Genomic DNA, 25657 nt, shown 5'->3' with positions numbered 1-25657 from the left:
TTCAGTCGTGCAGGGTGCCCTATCAGAGCGTCGCCAGCATATGATCGGCGGATGACAGTTTGAAGTCGCCGGGGGCCTCCACGTTCAGTTGCTCCACCACGCCGTCCCTGACCAGCATGGAAAAACGCTGGCCGCGCGTGCCCAGGTTGAACTTGCTGCCGTCCATCTCCAGCCCGATCGCCCTGACGAAATCGCCATTGCCGTCGGCCAGCATCGTGACCGTGCCGATGGCGTCGGCGGAGCGGCCCCATGCGCCCATGACGAACGGGTCGTTGACCGCGGTGCAGGCGATCTCGTCCACGCCCTTCGCCTTTATCTCCGCCGCCTTGTCGATGAAGCCGGGCAGGTGCTTGGCGGAGCAGGTCGGCGTGAAGGCGCCGGGTACGGAGAAGAGGGCGATGCGGCGTCCGGCGAAATAGCCGTCGCTCTCGATCGCCTCCGGGCCGTTTTCGCCCAGGATCATGAAGGTGGTGGAGGGCAGCCTGTCACCAATGCTGATCGCCATGTCGATACTCCTGTTCCGGTAAGAATCCGTCTTGCCGCCACCCCGGCGACCGGCGCCCCTGCGGGCGGGCAGGAGGTCGTAGGTCGGGCCGCGGCTGTCAAGGGGCGAAGGGAGCGCGGGCCGCATTGCGGAGCGGGGGGCAAGGGGCTAGGCTGGCGCCATGGTCATATCCGCAGAGGCAGAAAACGGATTCCGCTCCTACGCCGGGCAGTTGCTGCTGGCGATGCCGGACATGCCGGATCGCAGCTTCCACCACAGCGCCATCGCCCTGTGCGTCCATGACGGGGAAGGGGCGATGGGCATCGACCTCGGCTCCGTGGTGGAGGGGCTGGGGCTGCGCGGGCTGATGGCCAGTTTCGACATCGACGCCAGCGGCATCCCCGATGCGCCGGTGATGCGCGGCGGGCCGGTGGAGCCGCAGCGCGGCTTCATCCTGCACAGCCTGGACTGGCGCAACGAGCATATGATGCCGATCGGCGACCGCTGGGGCATTTCGGGATCGCTGGAGATATTGAAGGATATTGCACGGGGTCGCGGCCCCAGCCGCTATGTCGCGGCGCTGGGCTATGCGGGCTGGGGCGCGGGGCAGCTGGACGGCGAACTGGCGCGGCCCGGATGGTTCGTTGGCGCGATGGACGAGGATATATTGTTCGCGACGGAGCCGGAGGATCGCTGGGCGCGGGGTTTTGCGTTCAACGGCGTCGACCCGCACCATATCATCGCGCAGAGCGGCCATGCCTGACCAGAGGGTGTGCGACCCCGCGCGCGGCTCTATACGGGGTTGGGCTTGGGGGGGGGCGGGCGTGCGGCCTAGCTCGGCTCGGTCGAGCGGCCCGGTATGAGGGCAGGCGCTCGGCCGGGCGCATAAGGCTCCGCATCCGCTATCGCAGCAATGATATAAAGAAATCTTTATATTTGCTTCCGAAAGGCGGGATTGCTAAAGGCGGGGTCATTCGCGGCCTCCCGTGCCGCTTGTCCCGCGCCTGATGGCGCGTACCTATGGAGTGCATCCCCGTGGCCACCGCACCTGCCGTCGCGAAGACCGACTATGTGATTGCCGACATTTCCCTCGCCGATTTCGGTCGCAAGGAAATCGCGATCGCGGAAACCGAAATGCCCGGCCTGATGGCGCTGCGCGCCGAATTCGGCGCGAGCCAGCCGCTGAAGGGCGCGCGCATCACCGGGTCGCTGCACATGACGATCCAGACTGCCGTGCTGATCGAGACGCTGACGGCCCTGGGTGCGGACGTGCGCTGGGCGACGTGCAACATCTTCTCCACGCAGGACCATGCCGCCGCAGCCATCGCCGCGTCGGGCGTGCCCGTGTTCGCGGTGAAGGGCGAGAGCCTGGCCGACTATTGGGATTATGTCGGCGACATCTTCAACTGGGGTGCCGACAACGCCAAGGAGAATGGGGGCGCCACCACCGCCAACATCATCCTGGACGATGGCGGCGACGCCACCATGTTCGCGCTGTGGGGTGCCAAGCTGGAAGCGGGCGCGACGCTGGGCGAGCCGGAGAATGACGAGGAAGTCGAGTTCCAGCGCGCTCTCAAGGCGTTCGTTGCCAAGTACCCCGGCTATCTGACCGAGACGGTCAAGAATTTGAAGGGCGTTTCCGAAGAGACGACGACCGGCGTCCACCGCCTGTACGAGATCGCCAAGAAGGGCGAGCTGCCTTTCCCCGCGATCAACGTGAACGACAGCGTCACCAAGTCGAAGTTCGACAACCTCTATGGCTGCAAGGAGTCGCTGGTCGACGCCATCCGCCGCGCCACCGACGTGATGCTGGCCGGCAAGGTCGCCGCGGTCGCCGGTTTCGGTGACGTGGGCAAGGGCAGCGCCCAGTCGCTCCGCAACGGCGGCGCGCGCGTCCTGGTGACGGAGATCGATCCGATCTGCGCGCTGCAGGCCGCGATGGAGGGTTTTGAGGTCGTGACGATGGACGAGGCGGTCAAGCGCGCCGACATCTTCGTGACCGCGACCGGCAACGCCGACGTCATCACCGCCGATCATATGAAGGCGATGAAGCCCATGTCGATCGTCTGCAACATCGGCCATTTCGACAGCGAGATCCAGATCGCCGCCCTGTCCAACTATGGCTGGGACGAAGTGAAGCCGGGCACCGACCTGGTAACCTTCCCCGATGGCAAGCAGATCATCGTGCTGGCCAAGGGCCGTCTGGTGAACCTGGGCTGCGCGACGGGCCACCCCAGCTTCGTGATGTCCGCCAGCTTCACCAACCAGACGCTGGCGCAGATCGAACTGTTCACCAACCCGGAGAAGTATGAGAACAAGGTCTATGTTCTCCCCAAGCATCTGGACGAGAAGGTTGCCGCGCTGCACCTCGAAAAGCTGGGCGTGAAGCTGTCGAAGCTGAGCGAGAAGCAGGCCGCCTATATCGGTGTTTCCACCGAAGGCCCGTTCAAGCCGGATCATTATCGCTATTGATCGCCGCCGCGCCTGATGGCGCAGGCTGTTGAGAACAAGGGCGCCCGTTTCTTCGGAATCGGGCGCCTTTTTCTTTGCCCGGCGGGGAGGGAATGGCCTTTGGCGGCGATCCGGGGCAAGGAAGAGGCGGTGTCAGAGCATTTTCCGAGCTGGCCGATGATGCCCTCTGCTTCGAACATGCTCCAGAGGCGAAATGGACGGGATGCGAGGGCTTATCTGGGGCACATGGGCCGCGGTCGGCCTCCTCACCATCCCGATCGCACAGGCGCGCACTCCACCGGTCGGGGCGATTGCGCCCGATTTCACCCTGACGCTGACCGACGGGAGCACGGTGTCCCTGGCCGACCTGAAGGGGCAGGTGGTGGTCCTGAATGTCTGGGCGACATGGTGCGCGCCCTGCCGACAGGAGATGCAGCGGCTCGACGCCGGTTATCGCGCGCGAAAACGGGGCGGCCTGCGGGTGTTCGCGGCGGAGAATCAGGGCGAGGGATCGGTGCCGCTGTACAAGCTCAAGCCCATATTGGCGCCGTTCGCCATGCCGTCGGCGCGGCGGATCAGCGGGCCGTACAAGGCGCTGGGCGCGGTGCCGACCAACTATGTCGTCGACCGGAGGGGTGTGGTCCGATACGCGAAGGCGGCGGTGTTCGACCTCGACGCGCTGAACGGCCTGCTGGTTCCGTTGCTGCGGGAATCGGCGGCGGAATGCCCCGCAGGTCGGCCCGATTTTGCGGATAGAGCCGCGTCAGGCGTTACTGCCGCTTGTTTCATCGCCAAGCGCCCCCTAGGACGGCGTGATGATCGTCCTGACGCCCATCGCGCTGGCCCTCGCCGGTGCGCTGCTTGCCCTGTGGCTTATCGTGTCGGTGTGGGCCGTGCGGTCCGGGCTGGTCATGCGGATGCAGGCCCGCTCCACCGACAAACAGGTGGAGGCGATGGCCGACCTGTTGCAGTCCGCCCCCGCCATCGCCGTGATCGTCCGCGCCGATGGCCGGATCGAGGCGCCGGACCGGCTGGCGGCCTGGCTGGGCCGGGACAGCGTGCCCGCCTTCATCTCCGAACTGACGGCGGCGGACGGCGGGCTGGAGCCGGAACATGCCGCGCTGCTGGGCGAGGAACTGGCCGCGTCGCAGAAAGGCAGCCGGTCGTTCGCGCTGCCGGTCAAGGCGCTGGGGTCGGACCGGTCGCTGCTGGTCCGCGCGGTGCCGTTTGCGCCGGGCAACAGCGCGCCGGGCGCGACGGTGTTGTGGATATTCGACGCGACGGAGAGCCAGTCGCAGATCGACTCGCTGCGCGGGGAAGTGGGTCGCTATCGCGACGCGCTGGAGGCCTTGTCCGGCGTGATCGAGGCGGCGCCGATGCCGATCTGGTTCCGGGGCCTCGACCGCCGCCTGCAACTGGTCAACACCCATTATGTCCGCGCGGTCAACGCGGACGGGGCGGAGCAGGTGATCGGCCAGAATATCGAACTGGTCGAACCGTTCGATGGCCAGTCGGCGGCGGATGCGGCGGCGGCGGCGGCGATCCATGGCAAGGCGGTGGAGCGGATGCTGCCCGTCACCATCGGCACCAGCCGACGGATGATGCGCGTGGTCGACGTGCCGCTGGGCGCGCAGGGCGTGGCCACCTATGCGCTCGACATGCATGAGTTGGAGGATGCGCGGCTGGAGCTGCGGCACCTGGCGCAGGCGCAGCGCGACATGTTCGACCGCATGTCGGCGGGCATGGCGCAGTTCGGGTCCGACCAGCGGTTGAAATTCTGCAACCAGCCCTTCACCAGCATCTTTGCCCTGACGCCCGACCAGGTGGCGCATGACAGCGATTTCGACCGGGTGCTGGACGCGATGCGCGACAGTGGCAATTTGCCCGAAATGCGCGACTTCCCGGCATGGCGTTCCGAACGGCGCCAATGGTTCCAGAGCCAGACGCCGCAGGAGGATAACTGGCTGCTGCGCGACGGCATCCATATTCGCGTCGTGGCGCAGCCGCTGCCGGACGGCGGCCTGTTGCTGGTGTTCGAGGACCGGACGGAGCAGGTGCAGCTGTCCAGCGCGCGCGACACGTTGCTGCGCGTCCGCACCGCGACGTTCGACAATCTGTTCGAGGCGATCGGCGTGTTCGCGGCGGACGGCCGCCTGCACCTGTGGAACAGCCGCTTCCGCAGCCTGTGGGGGGTGGAGGAAAAGACCCTCGCCGAACATCCGCGCATTGACGAGCTGATGGCGACGGTGGCCGACCGGTTGGCCAAGCCGCAGCAGGCGAGCCTTGTCCGCCAGCTCATCCGTGCGGCGACGAACGAGCGGCGCCAGCGGGTGGGGCGCATCGCCTTTGCCGACGGGCGCTATTTCGAGTTTGCCGCCATCCCGCTGCCCGACGGCAATGCGCTGTTCGCGATGCTGGACATCACCGACAGCCGCCGCATCGAGCGCGCCCTGCGCGACCGGAACGAGGCGCTGGAGGAGGCCGACCGGGTCAAGACCGCCTTTGTCTCCAACATGAGCTATGAACTGCGCACCCCGCTGACCAGCATCGCCGGTTTCTCCGAGATGATGATCGCGGGCTATGCGGGGACGCTGAGCGACATGTCGCGCGAATATATCGAGGCGATCATGGCCAGCACGGAGCGGCTGACCCATCTGATCGACAATGTGCTGGACCTGACGCAGGGCGCGGCGGGCGCGCTGCCCATCGAGCGCAAATCGATGAATGTCGAGGAGATCGCGCGCGAGGCGGGCGGGCATCATGAGGAGGCGGCGCGCAGCGCCAGCATCACCCTGGTCTATGACATCCGGCCCGGCGCGGGCGTGATGGAGGCGGACAGCCGCCGCATCTGCCAGGCCATCGACCATCTGCTCGACAATGCGGTGCGCTATACGGGCACCGGCGGGCGCATCCTGCTCCATGCCGATGGTGACGAGCAGGGCGTGCGGATCATCGTGTCGGACGACGGGCCGGGCATGGACGAGAAGACGCAAGGCCGCCTGTTCGACGTCTTCGCCCGGTTCAGCCAGGACCGGCAGGTGGAGACGGACGGTGTGGGCCTGTTGCTGGTCAAGCGGCTGGTCGAGTCGCATGGCGGCACGGTGTCGCTGCTGTCCGAACCGGGGCAGGGCACCATCGTCACGCTGGACATGCCCCGTTCGTGAAGGGCGCAACATGCGGTTGAGCAGCGCGGAGGCGATGGAGGCGTTTGGCCTGACGCTGGGCGAGCGGTTGCGCGCGGGCGACATCGTGGCGCTGACCGGCGATCTGGGCGCGGGCAAGACGACGCTGGCGCGCGGCCTGCTGCGCGGGCTGGGCCATGCGGGCGAGGTGCCGAGTCCCAGCTTTGCCATCGTTCAGCCCTATGAACCCCCTGCGGTCCGCCTGCCGCTCGCCCATGTCGATCTCTATCGGCTGGAGGATGATGCGGAGGTCGCGGAGCTGGGGCTGGACGAGTGGCTGCACGATGGCGCGCTGGTGGTCGAATGGCCCGCGCGGCTGGGTGCGGCGATGCTGGCCCATGCGCTGGCCGTCGATATTACGGTGGGGGATGATGGCGCGCGCGTCTTGACAGTGACGGTGCCGGACGCTTGGGGGAAAAGATGGCCGTTTCAATGATACCACCCGCCTCCGCCCCCGCCTTTCTGGAAAGCTGTGGCTGGGGCGGCGCGCGGATCGAGCCGCTGGCGGGGGATGCGTCCTTCCGCCGCTATTTCCGCGTGCTGGACGGTGCGCGCCGGGCGGTGCTGATGGATGCACCGCCGCCGCAGGAGGATGTTCTGCCCTTTATCGCGGTAGCCGAGTGGCTGTGCGGCCATGGCTTTGCCGCGCCCGCCATTTGGGGCCGGGACGTGGAGCAGGGCCTGTTGCTGCTGGAGGATTTCGGCGACGCGCTGGTGCGCGAGCGGGTGGAGGTCGATCCGGCGGCGGAGGAGGGCATTTATGCCCGCGCCATCGACCTGCTGGCCGCGCTGCACCGCCTGCCCGCCGCCGACGTGCCCGCCTATGACCGGGCGGTGTATCAGCGCGAGGCGGCGCTGCTGACCGAATGGTATTGCCCGGCCATCGGGCTGGACGCGGATGAGGCCGGCTATGCGGCGGCGTGGGATGCGGTGCTGCCCCTGGTGGAGGCGGATGCGACCCCGCCGGTCACGGTCCTGCGCGATTATCATGCCGAGAATATCATGATCCTGCCGGATGCCGGTGAGGGTGGCGGTGCCGGCGGGGATCGGACCTTCGGCCTTGGCCTGCTGGACTTTCAGGACGCGCTGGCGGGGCATCCGGCCTATGACCTCGTATCGCTGTTGCAGGATGCGCGGCGCGACGTGGACCCGGCGCTGGAGCATGCGATGCTGGCCCGCTATCGCGCATCCGCTCCCGTCTCGGCGGATTTCGACGCGGCCTATGCGATACTGGGCGCGCAGCGTAACGCCAAGATTATCGGCATCTTCACCCGGCTGTGGAAGCGGGACGGCAAGCCGCGCTACCTCTCCCTCCTGCCGCGCATGTGGGGTTTGCTGGAGCGTGACCTGGCCCATCCCGCGCTGGCCCCGGTGAAGGCATGGTTCGACGCCCATATCCCCGCCGACCGCCGCCATCACGCGCTGGCGCATGAGGCGTCGGAGGGGACGGGCGCATGAGCACGACGCTGGACACCGCCATGCTGATGGCGGCGGGGCTGGGCAAGCGGATGCGCCCGCTGACCGCGACCCGGCCCAAGCCGCTGGTCAAGGTGGCGGGCCAGCCGCTGATCGACCATGCGCTGGACCGGATCGAGGCGGCGGGCATCCGGCGCACCGTCGTCAACGTCCATTATCTGGCGGATACGGTGGAGGCGCATCTGGCCGCCCGTGCGGAGAAGACCGGTGCCGACTATGTGACATCGGACGAGCGGGCCTTGTTGCTGGAGACGGGCGGGGGCCTCATCAAGGCCGCGCCGCTGCTGGGCCAGCGGCCGTTCCTGTGCGCGAACAGCGACAATATCTGGGTGGACGGGCCGATGGACAGCATCCGCCTGCTGGCCGACCGCTGGGACGATGAGCGGATGGATGCGCTGCTGCTGCTGGTCAGCCATGCGCGCGCCCATTGCCATGGCGGGCCGGGCGATTTCCATATGGACGCCAACGGCCTGTTGTCGCGGCGCACGCCGGGGCGGGTCGCGCCCTTCGTCTATACGGGGGTGCAGATCCTCTCGCCGCGCCTGCTGGTCGATCCGCCGGGCGAGGTGTTTTCCACCAATATTTTCTGGGACCGGGCGATTGCGGCGGGTCGCGCCTATGGCCTCGCCCATCCCGGCCTGTGGTTCGATGTCGGAACCCCGGAGGCGATCCCGGTAACGGAGGCGGTGATCGCCGGTGGCTGATGCCGGGCGTCCCGCCATCTTCACCATACCGGCGCACCGGGCCTTTGCCGACGCGCTGGTCGCGGGGGTGCTGGCGAGCCATGGCAAGGCGGGGCGACCCGACGCCATCGCGCAGGGCCTGATCCTGCTGCCCAACAATCGCGCTGTGCGGGCGGTGCGCGACGCCTTCGTCCGTGCGTCGGGCGGCGGTCTGCTGCTGCCCCGGCTGGTGCCCATCGGCGATGCGGACCTGTCCGAGCGGGTCGGGCTGGCGCTCGACGCGATGGAGGAGAATTTTGGGGCGGAGGGGGCGGAGATTCCGCCCGCCATCGATCCGATGCGGCGCACGATGATCCTCGCCCGGCTGGTGCAGACTGCGCGCGCGGCGGAGGGCAAGCCGGTGGACACCGGCGAGGCGATGCGGCTGGGGCTGGCGCTGGGCACCACGCTCGATCAGTTGCTGGTGGAGCGCAAGACGCCGCATGACGTCGCGAGTCTGCCGGTCGCGGAGGCGTTGCAGGGGCATTGGCAGACCGCGCTCGCGACGCTGAACCTGTTGCTGGAGGCATGGCCGCGCGAATTGGCGGCCCGTGGCTGCATCGACAGCGCGGACCGGCGCAACCGGCTGTTCGATGCGCTGGCCCGGCGCTGGCGCATCGCGCCGCCGCCCGGCTATCTGATCGCGGCGGGCATCACGACAAGCGCGCCCGCCATTGCCGCGCTGCTGCGCGTGGTGTCGCAATTGCCGAGCGGGCAGGTGGTGTTTCCCGACCTCGACCTCAACCTGACCGAGGAACAATGGGACGCCATCGCGCCGCTGGAGCCGGTGCAGGCGGGACAGTCGGTTCAGGGGGGCGGCCCGCGCGAACGCGCCGCCGAGAGCCATCCGCAATTCGCGCTGAAACTGCTGCTCGACCGGATGGGCGTGCATCGGGACGAGGTCGCGCTGTGGCGATGGGGCAGCGCGCATGATGCGCGGGCGGCGCGGGGCAAGGCGATCACCAACGCGATGCTGCCCGCGCGGCTGACCGGCGTGTGGCGGACGGTGCCGGACAGCGAGCGGGTGCTGAAGGGCGTCACCGCGCTGGAGGCGGTCAACCCGGCGGAGGAGGCGCAGGCGATCGCCATCGCCTTGCGTGAGGTGCTGGAGACGCCGGAGAAGACCGCCGCGCTGGTGACGCCCGACCGCGACCTCGCCACCCGCGTGTCCGCCCATCTGCGCCGCTGGGGCATCGCCGCCGACGACAGTGCCGGGCGTCCGCTGGCGCAATTGCCGTCGGGTATGCTCCTGACCGCCATCGCGTCGGCCGCCGCCGAACGGTTTTCGCCGGTGCCGCTGCTGGCGCTGCTGAAACATCCGCTGGTGCGGGCGGGGGACGAGCGGCTGGCGTGGCTGGACAATGTCCGCCTGCTCGACCTGATGCTGCGCGGGCCGCGACCGGGGCCGGGGCTGGCGGGGATCGGCGCGCGGCTGGCCGATCCGCCAGCGCGCCAGCGCGATCTGGCGCGGCGGCTGGGGCCGTGGTGGGCGGAGGTGGCGGCGCTGCTGACCCCGCTGGAGGAAAGTTTCGGCGGCGACCATGCGCTGTCGGCGTTGATCGCCTGCGTGCGCGAGGCGGCGGGGAGCCTGAGTGGCGAGCAGATTTGGGCGGGCTATCAGGGGCGCAGCGCGTCCGACCTGATCGCTGCGATAGAGGCGGCCGCGCCGGATGGGCCGCCGCGTTGCGACGGGCAGGAGTTCGTCGCGCTGCTGGGGCAATTGCTGGCGGGCGAATCCGTGCGGCCACCGCAGGGCGGGCATCCGCGCATCGCGATACTGGGCCTGATCGAGGCGCGGTTGCAACAGTCGGACCTGATGATATTGGCCGGGCTGAACGAGGGGGTGTGGCCCGCATTGCCGTCGCCCGACCCGTGGCTGGCTCCGCGCGTGCGCTATGCGCTGGGCCTGCCGGGGTTGGAGCGGCGGATCGGCCTGTCCGGGCATGACCTGGCCAACGGGCTGGGCGCGCCGGAGGTGATTATCAGCCGGGCGCTGCGCGATGCGAGCGCGCCGACGGTGGCGTCCCGCTTCTGGTTGCGGCTGCGCGCGCTGGCGGGACCGAAGTGGGAGGAGGAGCGGCGATCCCTCGCGCTGGCCCGCGCCATCGACGCGCCCGCCGCCGTCACACCGGTCGCGACGCCCGAACCCTGCCCGCCGCAGGGCGCGCGTCCGCTGGACATTGCCGTGACCGACGTGGACCGGCTGAAGGCGGACCCCTATGGCTTCTACGCCCGGCGCATCCTGCGCCTGTCGCCGCTGGACGTGGTGGACGCCGATCCCAGCGCGGCGTGGCGCGGCACGGCGGTGCATGATGTGCTGGAGCAATGGCTGAAGGAGGATGACGCCCGTCCCGCCGCGCTGATGCAGCGGGCGCGCGACCTGCTGGCCAGCGCGACCCAGCATCCGGTGATGCGTATCCTGTGGCAGCCGCGCCTGATGCTGGCCATCGAGTGGATTGCGCAGACGGTCGCGGCCCAGCGTGACGAAGGCCGCGCCATCCTCTTTGGCGAGGAATGGGGCGAGGCGAGCATCGCGGGCGTGAAGCTGTATGGCAAGGCGGACCGGGTGGACCGGGCGCCCGATGGCTCCATCATCGTGGTGGATTACAAGACGGGCAAGGCGCCCAGCGCGGCGCAGGTCAAGGCGGGCTATTCGCTGCAACTCGGCCTGCTGGGCCTGCTGGCGCGCGAAGGGGGCTTCAAGAAGGTGGAGAAGGATGCGCGGGCGAGCGGCTTTGAATATTGGTCGCTGGGTCGCAACACCGATGGCGGTTTCGGCAAGGTCGCCAGCCCCGTCGACCCCAATGGCACGCGCGGGCGCATCCCGACGGATCAGTTCGTCGATCTGGTCGCCAGCCAGTTCATCGAGGTGGCGCAAACCTATCTGACCGGCATGGCCCCTTTTGCCGCGCGCCCGCACCCGGATGCGCCGGTCTTCACCGATTATGACCATCTGATGCGGCTCGACGAATGGTTCGGCCGGGGGAGCGGCGCATGAGCGGCCTGAAACCATTGCGCGCGGAACAGGCTGCGGCCTCCGCGCCCGCAGCGCATGTGTGGCTGAGCGCGTCGGCGGGCACGGGCAAGACCCATGTGCTGACCGCCCGCGTGTTTCGCCTGTTGCTGAACGACGTGCCGCCCGAACGCATCCTCTGCCTGACCTTTACCAAGGCGGGCGCGGCGGAGATGGCGAACCGCGTCCATGAGCGGCTGGCCGCGTGGGTGCGGATGGACGATGTGGCGCTGTTCAACGACCTGGAGGCGCTGGGCGAGCCATCCGGGCCGGAGGCGCGGGAGGCTGCGCGGCTGCTGTTCGCGGGTGTGCTGGAGGCGACGGGCGGGGGCCTGCGCATCCAGACGATCCATAGCTTCTGCCAGACGTTGCTGGGCGCCTTTCCGCTGGAGGCGGGGCTGGTGCCGGGGTTCCGGCCGCTGGACGACCGGGGTCAGGCGGAACTGGCGCGGTCCACGCTGGTCGACCTGATCCTGCGCGCGGAAGAGGTGGCGGACGATGCGCTGCTCGACGCGCTGGCCGCGCTGTCGCTGCGGCTGGGGGAGGGTGACGCCGAACGCTATCTGATGCGTTGCGCGCAGGCGGTGGAGGCACTGGACGGGCTGGACGAGGATGTGGCGGGGCATATCCTGAAGCGTTTCGGCCTGCCGGATGGCGATGTGGACGCGATCATCGAGGAAGCCTGTACTGACGAGCAGTTCGACTGCGAATCGCTGCGTTATCTGGCCTCTGCGAACGCGGCATGGGGGACGGCGACGGGGCTAAACAATGCCGATGCGATTGCCGCATGGCTGGCCGCCAGCCCTGCCGCGCGTGCCGCGTCCATCGGTTCCATCCGGTCCGTGGTGCTGACCAAGGAAGGCAAGCCCAAGGCAGTGCCCAAGAAGATCGCCGCCAGCGATCCCGCCTATGAAGGCTATGCCATCCGCGTGGCGGAGGCGTGCGAGGAGATCGACGGTTTGCGCGTGCGCGTCGCCTATGCCGGGATCGTGGCGCAGGGCCTCCATGCCGGGCGCGCCTTTGCCCGTGCCTATGCCGATGCGAAGCGGCGCAAGGGGGCGGTGGATTTCAACGACCTGATCGCCTGGACCATCGGCCTGCTGCGCGAAGGGCAGATGGCGGAATGGATCCGCTACAAGCTGGATCAGGGCATCGACCATATTTTGGTGGACGAGGCGCAGGACACCAACCGCGACCAGTGGCGGATCGTGGATGCGCTGGTGGAGGAATATTTCGCCCCGTCCGAACAGGGCGGGCTGGAGCCGGGGGAGAAGCCGCGCACCCTGTTCGTGGTGGGCGACGACAAGCAGGCGATATTCGGCTTTCAGGGCACCAGCCCGGATGCGTTCCGCATGGCGAAGGACGGTTTCCTCGCTCGTGCGCTGATCGCGGATCATGCGTTTTCCGTGCTGCCGCTGTCGGAGAGTTTCCGATCCACGCCGCCGGTGCTGGAGGCGGTGGACGCGGTGCTGGCCGACCTTGGCCCCGACGCCATCGGGCTGGCCGAGCCGCCGCCCGCGCATCTGAGCGCGCGGCGCTTTCCGGGGCAGGTGCTGGTGTGGAAGCCGACCGGCGGCCTGATGGCAGAGGGCGAGGGCGACCAGCCCGTCGATTCCGACATCGGCGGGGAGGAGGAATGGTTCGGCGACCATGTCCGCGCCCATGCCACCGCCATCGCGAAGCAGATCAAGGCGTGGATGAACGGCGGCCTGATGCTGGAGTCGCAGGGGCGGCCCGCGACGCCGGGCGACGTGATGATATTGGTGCGCAGCCGGTCGGACCTCGCCCGGCTGATCGTCGCGCGCCTGTTCGAGGAAAGCGTGGCCGTCGCGGGCATCGACCGGTTGCGGTTGCAGGCGCCGCTGGCGGTGCGGGATTTGCTGGCGGCGCTGCGCTTTGCGGTGCAGCCGAACGACGACCTCAACCTCGCCAACCTGCTCGTCTCGCCGTTGATCGGCTGGGATCAGGAGCGGCTGATGCAGGGGGCGATCCGGCCGGAGAAGGTCGGATTGTGGGAGCATCTGCGCGCGCACCAGTCGGAGGAGGCGCTGGCCCCGCTGCGCGCGCTGCTGGCGGCGGCGGATTTCGTGACGCCCTATGCGTTTCTGGAGCGTATCCTGTCCGGGCCGATGCGGGGCCGCCATGCCTTGCTGGCGCGGATGGGGCGGGAGGCGGGCGACGCCATCGACGAACTGCTCAACGCCGCCATGGCGTTCGAGAAGGACGAGAATCCCTCGCTCCAGCATTTCATCGACTGGTTCGACCGGGGCGAGGGTGAGATCAAGCGCGACCTGGGTGAGGGCGGCGACGCGGTGCGCGTGCTGACCGTGCATGGCGCCAAGGGATTGCAGGCCCCCATCGTCATCCTGGCCGATGCGACCTTCAAGCCGGAACAGCAGCAGCGCGACCTGGCGGTGAACTGGCGGGAGGAGGAGTTCGGTCCCGAACTGCCGATCATCATGCCGCGCAAGGCCGAGCGTTTCGGCACGGTCGGGGAGTCGGTCGAGGCGTGGACGGTGCGGGAGATGCAGGAGCATTGGCGCCTCCTCTATGTCGCGATGACGCGGGCGGAGGAGATATTGGCGGTCGGCGGTGCGCTGTCGCCGCGCGCCAAGGGCGTGGCGCCGGAGAGTAGCTGGCACGCGCGCATCGAACGGTCGCTGGAGGGACTTGGCGCGCAGCCGGAACCCTGCCGCCACTGGGGCGAGCGGCGGTTGTGGACCGGGCGGCGCGCGGACAAGCCCGCCCTGGCCGCGGAGACAATCCTGCACGCGCCCGTGGAGCCGGTGGAGCTTCCCGACTGGCTGCACCGCGCGGCCCCGGCTGAGGCGCGTCCGCCGCGTCCGCTGGCCCCGTCCGCGCAGGTGGAGGACGTGCTGCCCTATGCGCCGCCGACGCAGGGGCAATTGCAGGCGGTGAAGCGGGGTACGGCGCTCCATGCCCTGTTCGAGCGGCTGCCCGCCGTACTGCCCCTGCAACGGCGCGCGGTGGCGGATCGCTGGCTGGAGCGGCAGGGCGGTTTCCCCGACCCCGCCGAACGGGCGATGATGATCGATCAGGTGTCGGCGGTGATAGACGATCCGGCCTTTGCCGACCTGTTCGGGGGGCGGGCGCTGGCGGAGGCCCCGGTCGCGGCGACGGTGAACGGGGTCGTCATCGCGGGCACCATCGACCGGTTGCTGGTCGAGAAGGACAGGGTGCTGCTGGTCGATTTCAAGACGGGCATGCGGGTGCCCGCCGATGCGAACGCCGTGCCGCCGGGGCATGTGCGGCAGATGGCGGCCTATGCCGCCGCTCTGGAGGTGATCTTTCCGGGACGGCGGATCGAGGCGGCGCTGCTCTACACCACGGGGCCGCGCTTCATCCTGCTCGACCCCTTGCTTCTTGCGACGCTGAAGCCGGGCTTGGAGGAGGCGAAGGACATTTTGTGACGGTGGGGCATTGAGATAGGCGGAGCTGCCCCCTAAGTTGATTTTCACAATGGAATAAGGAATTTCCCGATGGGAACGAAGGCGATCAGTGATACCAGCTTCCACGACGACGTACTTGCATCGGAGACGCCGGTGCTGGTCGATTTCTGGGCGGAATGGTGCGGTCCGTGCAAGATGATCGGCCCCGCTCTCGAAGAAATCAGCGATGAACTGGAAGGCAAGGTCACGATCGCCAAGCTGAACATCGACGAACATCCTGACGCCCCCGCCAAATATGGCGTGCGCGGCATCCCGACGATGATCCTGTTCAAGAATGGTGAGCCTGCCGCGACCAAGGTGGGCGCTGCACCCAAGAGTCAGCTCAAGGGTTGGCTGGAAGGCGAACTTTAAGCAGAGGTTCCACCCGGTTCTCAGGAGCCGGGACAGGATGTGATGCCATGCCTCCGGTCCCTATGGATCGGGGGCATGGTGCGTTTTGGGGCGCGGTATCGGCTGAGCACGAGGCCGGTCAGGGCGCGCGCCGTCAGGTGAGGGGGATCATGACGATCCGGGCATAGGCCTCCCGCCGGGTCAGGCGTTCATACCATGCGCGCAGGTGCGGCAGTTCGGGCCGCTCCATGTCCAGCGTGAAGAACGTGTGGGCATAGGCGCCGACGGGGATGTCCCCGATGCCCAGCGCCGCGCCCGACAGCCATGGCTGTCGCGACAGGCAGTCGTCCGCAATGGTCATGAGGGTGGCGGTGTTGCGGGCGCTCTCGGCGATCTTTGCCGGGTCGCGGTCGCTGGCGGATTTGCGGACCAGATGCAGAAAGGCGTCGCGCTGCGCATCGGCAAGCCCGAACTGCCAGTCCATCCATTTGTCACCCTGCGCGCGCACCGCCGGATCGGCGGGCCACCAGTCGGCCCCGCCATGCCGTGCCGCAAGATAGCGCAATATGGCGTTGGATTCCCACAGGGTCAGATCGCCATCGTCGATGGTGGGGATGAGCGCGTTGGGATTGCGCGCGCAATAGGCCGCATCCATGCCGAACGACCCGCCGACGTCATGGCGGACGAAGGGCAGGCCCAGTTCCTCCGCGAGCCAGACGACCTTCTTCACATTATGGCTGTTGAGGCGACCCCAGATGGTCAGCATGGGCGATCAGTCTCCGTTCAGAACAGGATGCGCGCGCCCATGTCCCACAGTGCGGGCGTGGCGGCGGCGAGCAGGCCGGTGCGCCGGTCGGTGACGCGATAGGGCGATCCGTCGGCGCGCAGGGCGGTGCCGCCCGCTTCCGTCAGGAACAGGACGCCGGGCGCATGGTCCCATGGCAGGGTCCGCTCGAACAGGGCAAGGTCGTTCTGGCCCAGCACCACACGCGGATATTGCTCCGCGGCGCAGCGGGGAATGTCGACCATGGTCAACCTGTCGCCGGCCCGTTCCAAAGTGCGCTTGCGCTTGTCCTGGTCCATGAAGAGGAGGGAGATGCCCGCGACGGGCGCCGCCGCGCCGCTGCCGCGCGACTGGACCCGCGCGCCGTCGATGAACGCGCCCTCGCCCAGCCGGGCATGGGACATGCGGTCGCCCAGCGGGTCGAACATCCAGCCGGCACGGACCTCCCCCTCGACGGCCAGCGCCACCATCAGGCCGAAGGGCGCACGGCCCGCCGCGAAATTGCCCGTGCCGTCGATGGGGTCGATGATCCAGACCGCGCCGTCGCCGATCCGGTCCTGCACGGACGGGTTGGCGGCGCAGGCTTCCTCCCCTACCACCGTCGATTGCGGCAGGATGTCGAGCAGCGCCTCGGCCAGACGTTCCTCGCTTTCCCGGTCGGCAATGGTGACGAGATCGTCCACCGCCTTCTCAACCACCTCATGATCCGCCAGATTCTGGAACCGGGGCATCACGATGTCGCGCGCGACGTCGCGGAGCAGCCGGTCGACGGCGTCGAGCTGTGTCGGGGACAGCAGTGTCATGGCTTTACCTTTCCGGTGGCCGCTATGCCGAGCGCCGCGACGATGAGGAGGGTGCCGCTGGTGCGGTTGACGAGGCGATTGGTGGCGCGGTTCGCCGTATAGCGCCCCAGCCGCCACGCCAGTGTCGCATAGACGACCAGCACCGCCGCCTCGATCGTCACGGCGATCAGGGCGAGGGCCGCGATCTGCGGCACGATGGGCTGGGTCGGGCTGATGAAGGGCGGCAGGATGACGGTGAAGAACAGCAGCGCCTTGGGATTGGACAGTTGCACCGCCGCCGCCGACAGCAGCCCGCGCCGAAAGCCCGCCTTTTCGGGGGCGGCCTTCAGGGCGAGCTTCTCGTCCGACTGGCGCCATGCCTGCACGCCGATCCAGATCAGATAGCCGATGCCGATCCAGCGCAGCGCGGCGAACAGGTTCGGCAGGGCCATGACGACGGCGGAGAGGCCCGCGCCCGCCAGCACGAACCAGATAAGGTTGCCCGCGTTGATCCCGGTGATCGCGCCCGCCGCCCCGCGCCGCGACCCGGCAAGCGCATGGCTGGCCACGGTCAGCACCGCCGGACCCGGCGTGAGGCAGGCGATCAGGTCGGTAAAGGCATAGAGCAGGAGCAGGTGGAGGGTATCGCTCGTCATCCCCGCAGGACTCCCCTAGCTGCGATAATCCGCGTTGATCGAGATATAACCATGGGTCAGGTCGCAGGTCCACACCGTAGCCCGCCCGGAGCCGAGGCCGAGGTCGGCGCCGACGCTGATCTCCTTGCCCTGCAAATGGCGGGTAACCGGGGTTTCGTCATAGTCCGCGACGGCCAGCCCGCCCTGTGCGACAATTGTCTCACCAAAGCGGATGGAGAGCAGGTCGCGCTCCGCCGGTTCGCCCGCTTTGCCCACCGCCATGACGACGCGGCCCCAATTGGCGTCCTCGCCCGCGATGGCGGTTTTCACCAGCGGCGAATTGGCGATGGACAGGGCGATGCGGTGCGCGCTGTCGTCGCTGTCCGCGCCGGTCACATGGACCTCGATGAACTTGCTCGCCCCCTCGCCATCGCGCACCACGAGGTGGGAGAGGTCGCGGCAGACCTGATGGAGTGCGGCGGCGAAGGCGTCCGCGCCGTCGCTGTCCGTCGTGACGATGGGTGCATTGCCCGCCTTGCCGGTGGCGAAGGCCAGCACGGTGTCGGAGGTGGACGTGTCGCTGTCCACGGTGATGCAGGAGAAGGTCCGGCGATTGGCGTCGGACAGCGCCTGTTGCAGGAAGGGCGCGGCCACGGCGGCGTCGGTGAAGACATAGCCGAGCATGGTGGCCATGTCGGGCGCGATCATGCCCGAACCCTTGACGATGCCGATGAGGGTGACGGTCCGGCCATCCACCACGGCGGTCGCGACAGCACCCTTGGCAAAGGTGTCGGTGGTCATGATGGTGGCGGCGGCCTCCTCCCAACTGCACGGCGCGGCGGTGAAGGCGGCGGTAAGCCCGGCCTCCGCCTTGTCGATGGGCAGGGGGACGCCGATGACGCCGGTGGAAGAGAGGAAGACCTGATCCTGCGGACAGCCAAGATGGGCGGCGGTCTGGCGCGCCATTGCCTCCACGGCGGCGCGACCCCGGTGGCCGGTGAAGGCGTTCGAATTGCCGGCATTGACGACCAGCGCCCGCGCCTGTCCCTGCGGCAGGGCGGCGCGGCACCATTCCACTTCCGGCGAAGGGCAGCGGCTCTGCGTCGTGACGCCCGCGACCGTCGTGCCCTCGTCGAGCGTGATGAAGGTCAGGTCGCAACGGTCCCACGTCTTATACTGCGCCCGCGCGATGCGGGGCTGTGCGCCGGCGATAGCGGGCATGGCGGGGAAGGGCAGGGCGAGGGGAGAAATGTCGGTCATGATAGGATCGCGCATAACGCAATTTACAGGCCAGACAAATCGGTGAGTGCGCGATTGCACCGCATCCGCAAAAAAAGAATGACCGGAAAAATCAGGGGCGCACACAAAAAAGACCCGGCAGTGGAAACTGCCGGGTCAGTATGGATACTGTGGATACAGCACCCTCGGGTCGCGGGATATTCCTAGGGTGGAACGACTTAAGATTTTACAAACCGTGCGACGAAAACGGGAAAAACATGTAAGTCGCTGATCGTATGCGCTCAATAAAAAGATACAAATGGGTCTGACCAGAGTGGGGCGGACAATATTGGCGTTTCAGGCGATGCTGATGAAACTGTCCAGCACCCGCTTGCGCCCGGCCTGTTCGAAATCAATCTCCAGCTTGTTGCCTTCGATGACGGCGATGTCACCATAGCCGAATTTCTGGTGGAAGACGCGCTGGCCCAGCGACAGGTCGTCGCGCCCCTTGTTGCCCAGACTCACCGCGCTTTGCCGGACCTCCACGATGCGTTTGGGTTCGCGCACGAACTGCCCGCCGGAGGCGGCGCGCTGCCAGCCGGGACCGCGCCCCTCGCCGCGCGCGACATGGGCGAAGGGGTCGCCTGTCTCCGACCAGTTGGCCCGCCACAGGCTGGCCCCGCCGGACATGCTGCTCTCGCTCTCGATATGCTCCGCCGGAAGCTCGTTCACGAAACGCGACGGGATGCTGCTGGTCCATTGGCCATAGATGCGCCGGTTGGCGGCATGGAGGATGGTGCAGCGCCGCCGGGCGCGGGTGATGGCGACATAGGCGAGGCGGCGTTCCTCCTCCAGGCTGGCGTTGCCGCCTTCGTCCAGCGAGCGTTGCGAGGGGAAGACGCCTTCCTCCCACCCGACGAGGAAGACGGTGTCGAACTCCAGCCCCTTGGCGGCGTGGATGGTCATGATCGTGACCTTCTCGTCGCTGGCCAGCGCGTCATTGTCCATGACGAGGCTGACATGCTCCAGAAAGGCACCGAGCGTCTCATAATCCTCCATCGCGCGGGCGAGTTCGGTGAGATTTTCCAGCCGTCCGCTGGCCTCCGCCGTCTTTTCGGCCTGAAGCGCGGCGGTATAGCCGCTTTCGTCGAGGATCTGCCGGGCCAGTTCCGCATGGGGCATGGCGGCGGACAGGTCGCGCCAGCGGGCGAGATTGCCGATGAAGCCGCCGAGCGCGCGGCGGGCCTGCGGGGTCAGTTCGTCGCTGTCGAGAATGCGCGCGGCGGCCAGCGCCAGCGGTATGCCCTCTGCGCGGGCGAGGCGGTGCAGCTTCTCCACCGCCTTGTCGCCCAGACCGCGCTTGGGCACGTTGACGATACGTTCGAAGGCGAGATCGTCCGACGGCTGGTGGACGAGGCGCAGATAGGCGAGGGCGTCGCGGATTTCGGCGCGTTCGTAGAAGCGGAAGCCGCCGATGATGCGATAGGGAAGGCCGATGTGGATGAAGCGGTCCTCCAGCTCGCGGGTCTGGAACTGGGCGCGGACGAGGATGGCCATGTCGTTATAGGGTGTGCCGGCGCGGCGACCGGTCTCAATCTCGTCGCTGACGGTACGGGCCTCTTCCGGCCCGTCCCAGATGCCCAGCACGCGCACCTTCTCGCCCTCGCCAGCCTCCGTCCAGAGCGTCTTGCCCAGCCGCCCGCCATTCTCCGCGATCACGCCCGATGCGGCGGCGAGGATATGGGAGGTGGAGCGGTAATTCTGTTCCAGCCGGATGATCGCCGCGCCGGGAAAATCCCGCTCGAACCGCAGGATGTTGGCGACCTCTGCCCCGCGCCAGCTATAGATAGACTGGTCGTCGTCGCCGACGCAGCAGATGTTGCGCCGTTCCTGTGCGAGCAGGCGAAGCCACAGATACTGGCTGCTGTTAGTGTCCTGATATTCGTCCACCATGATATATTTGAACCGCTGCTGATAGTGGCGCAGCACTTCATGATCCGTGCGGAACAGGGTCAGGACATGGAGGAGCAGATCACCGAAATCGCAGGCGTTGAGGGCGATGAGACGCGCCTGATAGGCGGCATAAAGTTCCGCGCCGCGCCCGTTGGCAAAGGCTTCCGCCTCGCCCGCGTCAATGTCCTTCGGTGTCCATCCGCGATTCTTCCAGCGGTCGATCAGTCCGGCGAGGGCGCGGGCGGTCCAGCGTTTCTCGTCCAGGTCGGAGGCGGCGATCAACTGCTTGAGCAGGCGCAACTGGTCGTCGGTGTCGAGGATGGTGAAATTGCTTTGCAGGCCGACCAGTTCGGCATGGCGGCGCAGCATCTTAGCCGCAACGGAGTGGAAGGTACCGAGCCACGGCATGCCCTCCACCGCGTCGCCGATCATCCGCCCGACGCGATCGCGCATTTCGCGCGCGGCCTTGTTGGTGAAGGTGACGCAGAGAATCTCCGACGGCCATGCGCGGCGCGTGCCGACCAGATGCGCCAGCCGCGCGGTGAGCGCCGCCGTCTTGCCCGTGCCCGCGCCCGCCAGCACCAGAACGGGACCGTCGGTGGTCAGCACCGCCTCACGCTGGGGCAGATTCAGGCCGTTGAGATAGGCGGGTTCGGGTGCATGGGAGACAGGGAGGGACATGCACGAACAAGTAGGGAACAGAGACGCTTCGGGCAAGTCCCGATGCGGGGGGGGGGGCTGTAGGCAGACATTGCCGTGCCGTGGGGACGACTGGTGGCGCGAAAGCCCCGGTTCGTCGGCGGATCGTCCCCATCCCGGAACAAACATGGGGTGCCGGGGGTCAGCGATGCGGGTGAAACAGAAAAGAGGATGACCCCATGAACAGCCGGATGATCGCAACGGCATTGCTGATGGCCGGACTGGCCACCGCGCCGGGCATGGCGCAGGATGCGCCGCCCGCGCCGCAACCGCCCGTGAGCCAGCCGCCCGCCAGCACGCAACCCGTCGGCCAGCCGCCGCTCAGCCAGCCGCCCGCAGATGACTCCCATGGTGGCCCCGGTGCTGGCCCCAATGGCGGCGCGCCGGACGGTGCGGTGCCGCCCTCCGCAGGGGCGATGACGCCCGCCGACCCTTCGGTCCCGCCCAATCCGACGGCGCCCGTTGGTTCAGCGGCCAATCCGGTGGTGGTGGGCGGTAACCTGACCGCGCCGCCCGCCGCGCCGAAGGACTATCCTGTGTGCACCAAGACCATCACCGATAGCTGCGTGAACCGCAGCGAAGCGGGCAAGGCGCGCAAGCGGTAAAGGCGCGGGGGATCAGGTGCGGCGGAGCAAGGTGAGCTTCGCCTTGCCGACGATCCGTTCCGCGTCAATCTCGAAACCGGCGGCGTCCACCGTTTCGGCGCGGCCGGTTTCGACGCTGGTCCAACTGCCAGGCCCGATCAGGCCGAGGCGACTGAGCTTGTCCAGCGCCACATTGCCCGCGCCGGTGGCATAGGGCGGGTCGAGGAGGACGAGGTCGAACGGCTTTGGCGTGTGGCCCAGCGACAGGACACTGGCGCGGCGGACTTCCGTCTCCGCCCTCGTCGCGCCCAGCGTGCGGATGTTGGCGTTGATCGCGTCGATGGCGGTCGCTTCCTGATCCACGAACAGGCAATGCTCCGCCCCGCGCGACAGGGCTTCGAGGCCCAGCGCGCCCGATCCGGCGAACAGGTCCGCCACGGTCAGCCCCTCGAATGTACCGAGGCGGCTGTAGAGCATGGAGAACAAGGTCTCGCGCGTGCGGTCGGCGGTGGGGCGGGTTTCCAGCCCCTTGGGGGCGACGAGCGGACGCCCGCGCCATTTGCCGGAGATGATTCTCATTGGCCGATTCTCATTTCGCGTTGCTTATCTGGCTTCTTGCTTCAGGGTTTTCAGGAAGATGTTGAGGTCTTCCGTGCCGACCTCCGCCACCTCTCCCATTGCGCTGTCGCCCAGCACGAAGGGACCGTAGCGGGTGCGGATAAGGCGGCTGACCTCCAGCCCGAAATGTTCGAGGACGCGGCGCACTTCGCGGTTCTTGCCCTCCGTCAGGGTCATCTCGATCCAGGTGTTGCGGCCGGTGCGCCGTTCCAGATTGGCCTCGATCCGGCCATAGCGCACGCCGTCTATCTCTATCCCCATTATGAGGTCTTCGAGCTGTTCCTGACTGATTTCGCCAAAGGCGCGGGCGCGATAGGTGCGCTCGACCCCGGTGGCGGGCAGTTCGAGTTGCCGTTTGAGGCCGCCGTCGTTGGTGAGGAGCAGCAACCCCTCCGTATTATAGTCCAGCCTGCCCACGGGGACGAGGCGGGGAAGCCCCTCCGGCATACGGTCGTAGATGGTCGGGCGACCCTTTGCATCGCGCTCCGCCGTCAGGCAGCCGGGTGGTTTGTGGAACATGAAGAGGCGGGCGGCCTCCGCCTTTTGCACGGGGTTGCCGTCGACCGTCACGCCTTGCAGCGAGGTGAGGATGGTGGCGGGCGTGTCCAGCACCACGCCGTCCAGCGCGATGCGGCCATCCTCGATCATTCGTTCTATCTCCCGGCGGGAGGCGACGCCGGCGCGGGCCAGCAGCTTGGCGATGCGGTCGCCCTCCGGCCGGTCGGCGGCGCGGGGCGTGGGCGCAGCGGGGGTCGCCGAACGCGGGCGGTTGGCATAGACGATCTTGCGCGGGGGCTTGCCGCCCGATGGCGCGGCACGGGGCGCGCCGCGGGGTGCGTCGCTGCGGGGCCTGCCCGTTCCGGCATTGCCCGTCGCAGCGGACCGGCCCGGACCTGTAGCCGCGCGCTGATCGGTGGTGGTGCGTTGGCCGGGTGCGGACCGTTGGGCGGGAACGCCCCGTTCGCCGGTGGGCGCGCGCTCGCCACGGGCAGGGCGTTCTCCGCGCGCGGGACGGTCGGCGCTCGCGGTGCGTCGGCCATCGGAGGGCCGGTCGTCGCGCGTGGATCGGGGGGCGTCGCCACGGGGCGGACGCTGGCCACCGCCGCCCGCGCCCGCACGGGGGCCGGAGCCAGAGCCGGAACGGCCGCCCGACCCGGAAGCGGGGCGGCGGGAGGAGGGCGGTTTTGCAGGCGGGGCCATCGGCATATCCTCAAGCGTCGAAAGTGGGTGTGCGAATGTCCGGGCGGTGCCGGCGGGACAATATGTCATTTACCCGTAGCGCAAGGCCGCCATGCAACTTGCAGCCCGATAGGGGGTTCCGAATCCGAAAGCAAATCGAGCGAGGGCTGTTGGGAAATTATGGGGCTGTTCTCACATCTTGCACGACCGTCCCGTACCCGATCCACGCGCGCCCCGACGCGCACCGTCCTGATCGTCGAGGATGAGCCGCTGATGGCCTTCGACAATGAATATGCCCTCGCGCAGGCGGGCTATCGGGTGGCGGGGACGGTGGACCGATATGACCATGCGGTGGCGGCGATGGCGGACCGCGGGATCGACCTGGTCATTGCGGACATCCGCCTGCCCGGCGACCATGACGGCATCGACGTCGCGCGCTACGCCGTCGAACGGGAGGTCGCAGTGCTGTTCTCGACTGCGGCCTGCCCGTTGCGGGCGGGCCAATGGGCGGTCGGCTGGCTGGCCAAACCCTATGCCCCGCGCGATCTGGTGCGCGCCATCAGGGTGGTGGACACGGTGCTGGCGGGTAAGGCCCCGCGCCATGTGCCGGACGCGATGACCCTCTTCCCCGCGCGATCCGATCCCTGAGAGCCTTGGCAGCGGCGGCAAAGCCGCTACAGTCCCTCCGGCAAGCGACAGATGACAGATAACGGGCGACAGGGGGCAAGCGGCCATATGAGCGAAACAGGGCAGAGTTGGCTGGATGGCGTGCGCCCCTATATGCAGCGCGCGCCGCTGACGGCCCTGTGCCTCGGCATATCGTCGGGCTTTCCTTTTGCGCTGCTGGCCGCGACGCTGACCAACCGGCTGGCGGATGCGGGCATCGAGAAGAAGTCGATCTCCGCCTTTGCGCTGGCGTTGCTGGTCTATAGCTTCAAATGGATATGGGCGCCGGTGATCGACCGGGCGCGGTTGCCGGTGCTGGCGGACATGCTGGGGCAGCGGCGGTCCTGGCTGTGGGTGTGCGGTGTGGCGACGGCGCTGGCGGTGATGGTGCTGGGCCTCGCCGATCCGGCGGCGGACATGCGCAGCGTGGTGATCGGCGCGCTGCTGCTGGGCTTTGCGGGCGCGACCTTCGACATTGTGATCGACGCCTATCGCATCGAACTGCTGAAGCCGGAGCAACTGGGCATCGGGTCGGGCATGTCGCAATATGGCTGGCGATTGGGCGCTTTCTTCGCGGCGTCGATCGCGCTGGCGGTCGCCAATGTGTCGAGTTGGACGCTGGGCTATATCGCCTGCATGCCCTTTGCCTTTGCCGGTCCTGTCGCCTCGCTGTTCGCGGGTGAACCGGAACGCCACCATGTCCCGCCGCCGACGCGCGGTTTCGGGGAGGCACTGGGCGCGGTGATCGCTCCGCTCAAGGATTTTTTCCAGCGGCAAGGGGCGTTTCTCGTCCTGCTCTTCGTGCTGATCCACAAGATCGGGGACACCATCGCGAACCTGATGATTCGCGACCTGCTGGTGACATTGGGCTTCACCAAGCCGGAGATATTGGCGGGCGACGTGTGGGTCGGCTTTTTCGCGCTGCTGGTCGGGATATTCGTGGGCGGCATCCTCTACGCGCGGCTGGGGATGCAGCGGTCGGTGCTGGTCAGCCTGATCCTGATGGCGGTGTCGAACCTCAGCTTTGCCGGGCTGGCCGCGACGGGCCATTCCATGCCCATGCTGGCCTTCACCATCGGGTTCGAGAATTTCGCAAGCGGTATCGGCGGCGTGACGGTGGTCGCCTATCTCTCCGCCCTGTGCGACCTGCGCTTCACGGCCACGCAGTTTGCGCTGCTGTCGGCGGGGGCGGCGATATTGGGCCGGTTCATCACCGGCACCACGGCGGGCGCGCTGATCGAGGGGCTGGGCTATGTGGATTTCTATCTGCTGACCACATTGCTGGCGCTGCCGGGCATCTTGCTCTTCTGGTGGATGATGCGTGCGGGCCTGATCGAGGCGAGTGTGGGAAGTGCGGGGGTCGAGGAATAGGGGCTGTCGGTTCCGTGGGAATCGGTGCCGCCTGACTCCA

General features: G+C 68.0%; 20 protein-coding genes and 1 pseudogene. 13 read left to right on the top strand and 8 right to left on the bottom strand.

Annotation, left to right across the window (positions count from 1 at the left end; translation table 11 throughout):
- Window positions 1-22: 22 nt before the first annotated feature.
- On the bottom strand, window positions 23-505 hold the full coding sequence (locus tag LWE61_RS10830; protein WP_234150075.1) for a peroxiredoxin: 483 nt from the start codon (window positions 503-505) through the stop codon (window positions 23-25).
- Between the two features lie 160 nt (window positions 506-665).
- Between LWE61_RS10830 and LWE61_RS10825 the strand changes: the two genes are divergently transcribed.
- From LWE61_RS10825 to trxA, 10 genes and pseudogenes are all read left to right on the top strand, one after another.
- A complete protein-coding gene (locus LWE61_RS10825) occupies window positions 666-1247 on the top strand; it encodes a YqgE/AlgH family protein (RefSeq protein WP_234150074.1) in 582 nt (193 codons plus the stop codon).
- 257 nt (window positions 1248-1504) lie between these two features.
- A complete protein-coding gene (ahcY, locus tag LWE61_RS10820; RefSeq protein ID WP_267961681.1) occupies window positions 1505-2956 on the top strand; it encodes an adenosylhomocysteinase in 1452 nt (483 codons plus the stop codon).
- 193 nt (window positions 2957-3149) lie between these two features.
- A pseudogene (locus LWE61_RS10815) lies at window positions 3150-3572 on the top strand (TlpA disulfide reductase family protein); the annotation flags it as partial.
- Between the two features lie 178 nt (window positions 3573-3750).
- Window positions 3751-6099, top strand: a complete 2349-nt coding sequence (locus LWE61_RS10810; protein ID WP_234150072.1) for a sensor histidine kinase — start codon at window positions 3751-3753, stop codon at window positions 6097-6099.
- 10 nt (window positions 6100-6109) lie between these two features.
- Window positions 6110-6553 (top strand): tRNA (adenosine(37)-N6)-threonylcarbamoyltransferase complex ATPase subunit type 1 TsaE, encoded by a 444-nt coding sequence (gene tsaE / locus LWE61_RS10805; protein ID WP_234150071.1) that lies wholly within the window; start codon window positions 6110-6112, stop codon window positions 6551-6553.
- Window positions 6550-7575, top strand: coding sequence for an aminoglycoside phosphotransferase family protein (locus LWE61_RS10800; RefSeq protein WP_234150070.1), 1026 nt, complete (start codon window positions 6550-6552; stop codon window positions 7573-7575). Before tsaE ends, LWE61_RS10800 begins: the two co-directional genes overlap by 4 nt.
- The gene (locus LWE61_RS10795; RefSeq protein WP_234150069.1) at window positions 7572-8297 is read left to right on the top strand and encodes a nucleotidyltransferase family protein; all 726 of its coding nucleotides are present in this window, start codon (window positions 7572-7574) and stop codon (window positions 8295-8297) included. Before LWE61_RS10800 ends, LWE61_RS10795 begins: the two co-directional genes overlap by 4 nt.
- Window positions 8290-11313 (top strand): double-strand break repair protein AddB, encoded by a 3024-nt coding sequence (addB, locus tag LWE61_RS10790; RefSeq protein ID WP_234150068.1) that lies wholly within the window; start codon window positions 8290-8292, stop codon window positions 11311-11313. Before LWE61_RS10795 ends, addB begins: the two co-directional genes overlap by 8 nt.
- Window positions 11286-14759 carry a double-strand break repair helicase AddA gene (gene addA, locus LWE61_RS10785; RefSeq protein ID WP_407696223.1) on the top strand — a complete coding sequence of 1158 codons (3474 nt, stop codon included), beginning with the start codon at window positions 11286-11288 and terminating at the stop codon, window positions 14757-14759. The genes addB and addA overlap by 28 nt, the downstream gene beginning before the upstream one ends.
- Before the next feature lie 69 nt (window positions 14760-14828).
- Window positions 14829-15149, top strand: coding sequence for a thioredoxin TrxA (gene trxA / locus LWE61_RS10780; RefSeq protein ID WP_234150066.1), 321 nt, complete (start codon window positions 14829-14831; stop codon window positions 15147-15149).
- A gap of 133 nt (window positions 15150-15282) precedes the next feature.
- Here trxA and LWE61_RS10775 read toward each other — a convergent pair whose 3' ends face one another.
- The 5 genes from LWE61_RS10775 to LWE61_RS10755 all read right to left on the bottom strand — a co-directional run bounded on the left by LWE61_RS10775 (window position 15283) and on the right by LWE61_RS10755 (window position 21181).
- Window positions 15283-15894, bottom strand: a complete 612-nt coding sequence (locus tag LWE61_RS10775; protein WP_234150065.1) for a glutathione S-transferase family protein — start codon at window positions 15892-15894, stop codon at window positions 15283-15285.
- Between the two features lie 17 nt (window positions 15895-15911).
- The gene (locus LWE61_RS10770; protein ID WP_234150064.1) at window positions 15912-16715 is read right to left on the bottom strand and encodes an inositol monophosphatase family protein; all 804 of its coding nucleotides are present in this window, start codon (window positions 16713-16715) and stop codon (window positions 15912-15914) included.
- On the bottom strand, window positions 16712-17350 hold the full coding sequence (locus LWE61_RS10765; RefSeq protein WP_234150063.1) for a LysE family translocator: 639 nt from the start codon (window positions 17348-17350) through the stop codon (window positions 16712-16714). The genes LWE61_RS10770 and LWE61_RS10765 overlap by 4 nt, the downstream gene beginning before the upstream one ends.
- A 15-nt stretch (window positions 17351-17365) precedes the next feature.
- Window positions 17366-18589, bottom strand: coding sequence for a bifunctional glutamate N-acetyltransferase/amino-acid acetyltransferase ArgJ (gene argJ / locus LWE61_RS10760; RefSeq protein ID WP_234150062.1), 1224 nt, complete (start codon window positions 18587-18589; stop codon window positions 17366-17368).
- Between the two features lie 315 nt (window positions 18590-18904).
- On the bottom strand, window positions 18905-21181 hold the full coding sequence (locus tag LWE61_RS10755) for an ATP-dependent helicase (protein ID WP_234150061.1): 2277 nt from the start codon (window positions 21179-21181) through the stop codon (window positions 18905-18907).
- A 197-nt stretch (window positions 21182-21378) separates the two neighbouring features.
- On the opposite strand from LWE61_RS10755, the gene LWE61_RS10750 reads away from it, so the two are divergent.
- Window positions 21379-21804, top strand: coding sequence for a Fe-S oxidoreductase (locus LWE61_RS10750; RefSeq protein WP_234150060.1), 426 nt, complete (start codon window positions 21379-21381; stop codon window positions 21802-21804).
- A gap of 12 nt (window positions 21805-21816) precedes the next feature.
- Here LWE61_RS10750 and rsmD read toward each other — a convergent pair whose 3' ends face one another.
- Together rsmD and LWE61_RS10740 are read right to left on the bottom strand one after the other, a co-directional pair.
- Window positions 21817-22362 (bottom strand): 16S rRNA (guanine(966)-N(2))-methyltransferase RsmD, encoded by a 546-nt coding sequence (rsmD, locus tag LWE61_RS10745; protein ID WP_234150059.1) that lies wholly within the window; start codon window positions 22360-22362, stop codon window positions 21817-21819.
- A 24-nt stretch (window positions 22363-22386) separates the two neighbouring features.
- Complete coding sequence (locus LWE61_RS10740; protein ID WP_234150058.1) at window positions 22387-23601, bottom strand: pseudouridine synthase; 1215 nt, start codon at window positions 23599-23601, stop codon at window positions 22387-22389.
- 159 nt (window positions 23602-23760) lie between these two features.
- On the opposite strand from LWE61_RS10740, the gene LWE61_RS10735 reads away from it, so the two are divergent.
- Together LWE61_RS10735 and LWE61_RS10730 are read left to right on the top strand one after the other, a co-directional pair.
- Entirely contained in the window at window positions 23761-24228 is a 468-nt protein-coding gene (locus LWE61_RS10735) for a response regulator (protein ID WP_234150057.1), read from the top strand.
- An 87-nt stretch (window positions 24229-24315) separates the two neighbouring features.
- Complete coding sequence (locus LWE61_RS10730; RefSeq protein ID WP_234150056.1) at window positions 24316-25617, top strand: AmpG family muropeptide MFS transporter; 1302 nt, start codon at window positions 24316-24318, stop codon at window positions 25615-25617.
- Window positions 25618-25657 lie beyond the last annotated feature (40 nt).

This window comes from Sphingobium sufflavum, from assembly GCF_021403115.1.
Taxonomy (GTDB): domain Bacteria; phylum Pseudomonadota; class Alphaproteobacteria; order Sphingomonadales; family Sphingomonadaceae; genus Sphingobium; species Sphingobium sufflavum.
The sequence above is the reverse complement of the archived record's forward strand: the minus strand, read 5'-3'. Positions and strand labels throughout refer to the sequence as shown.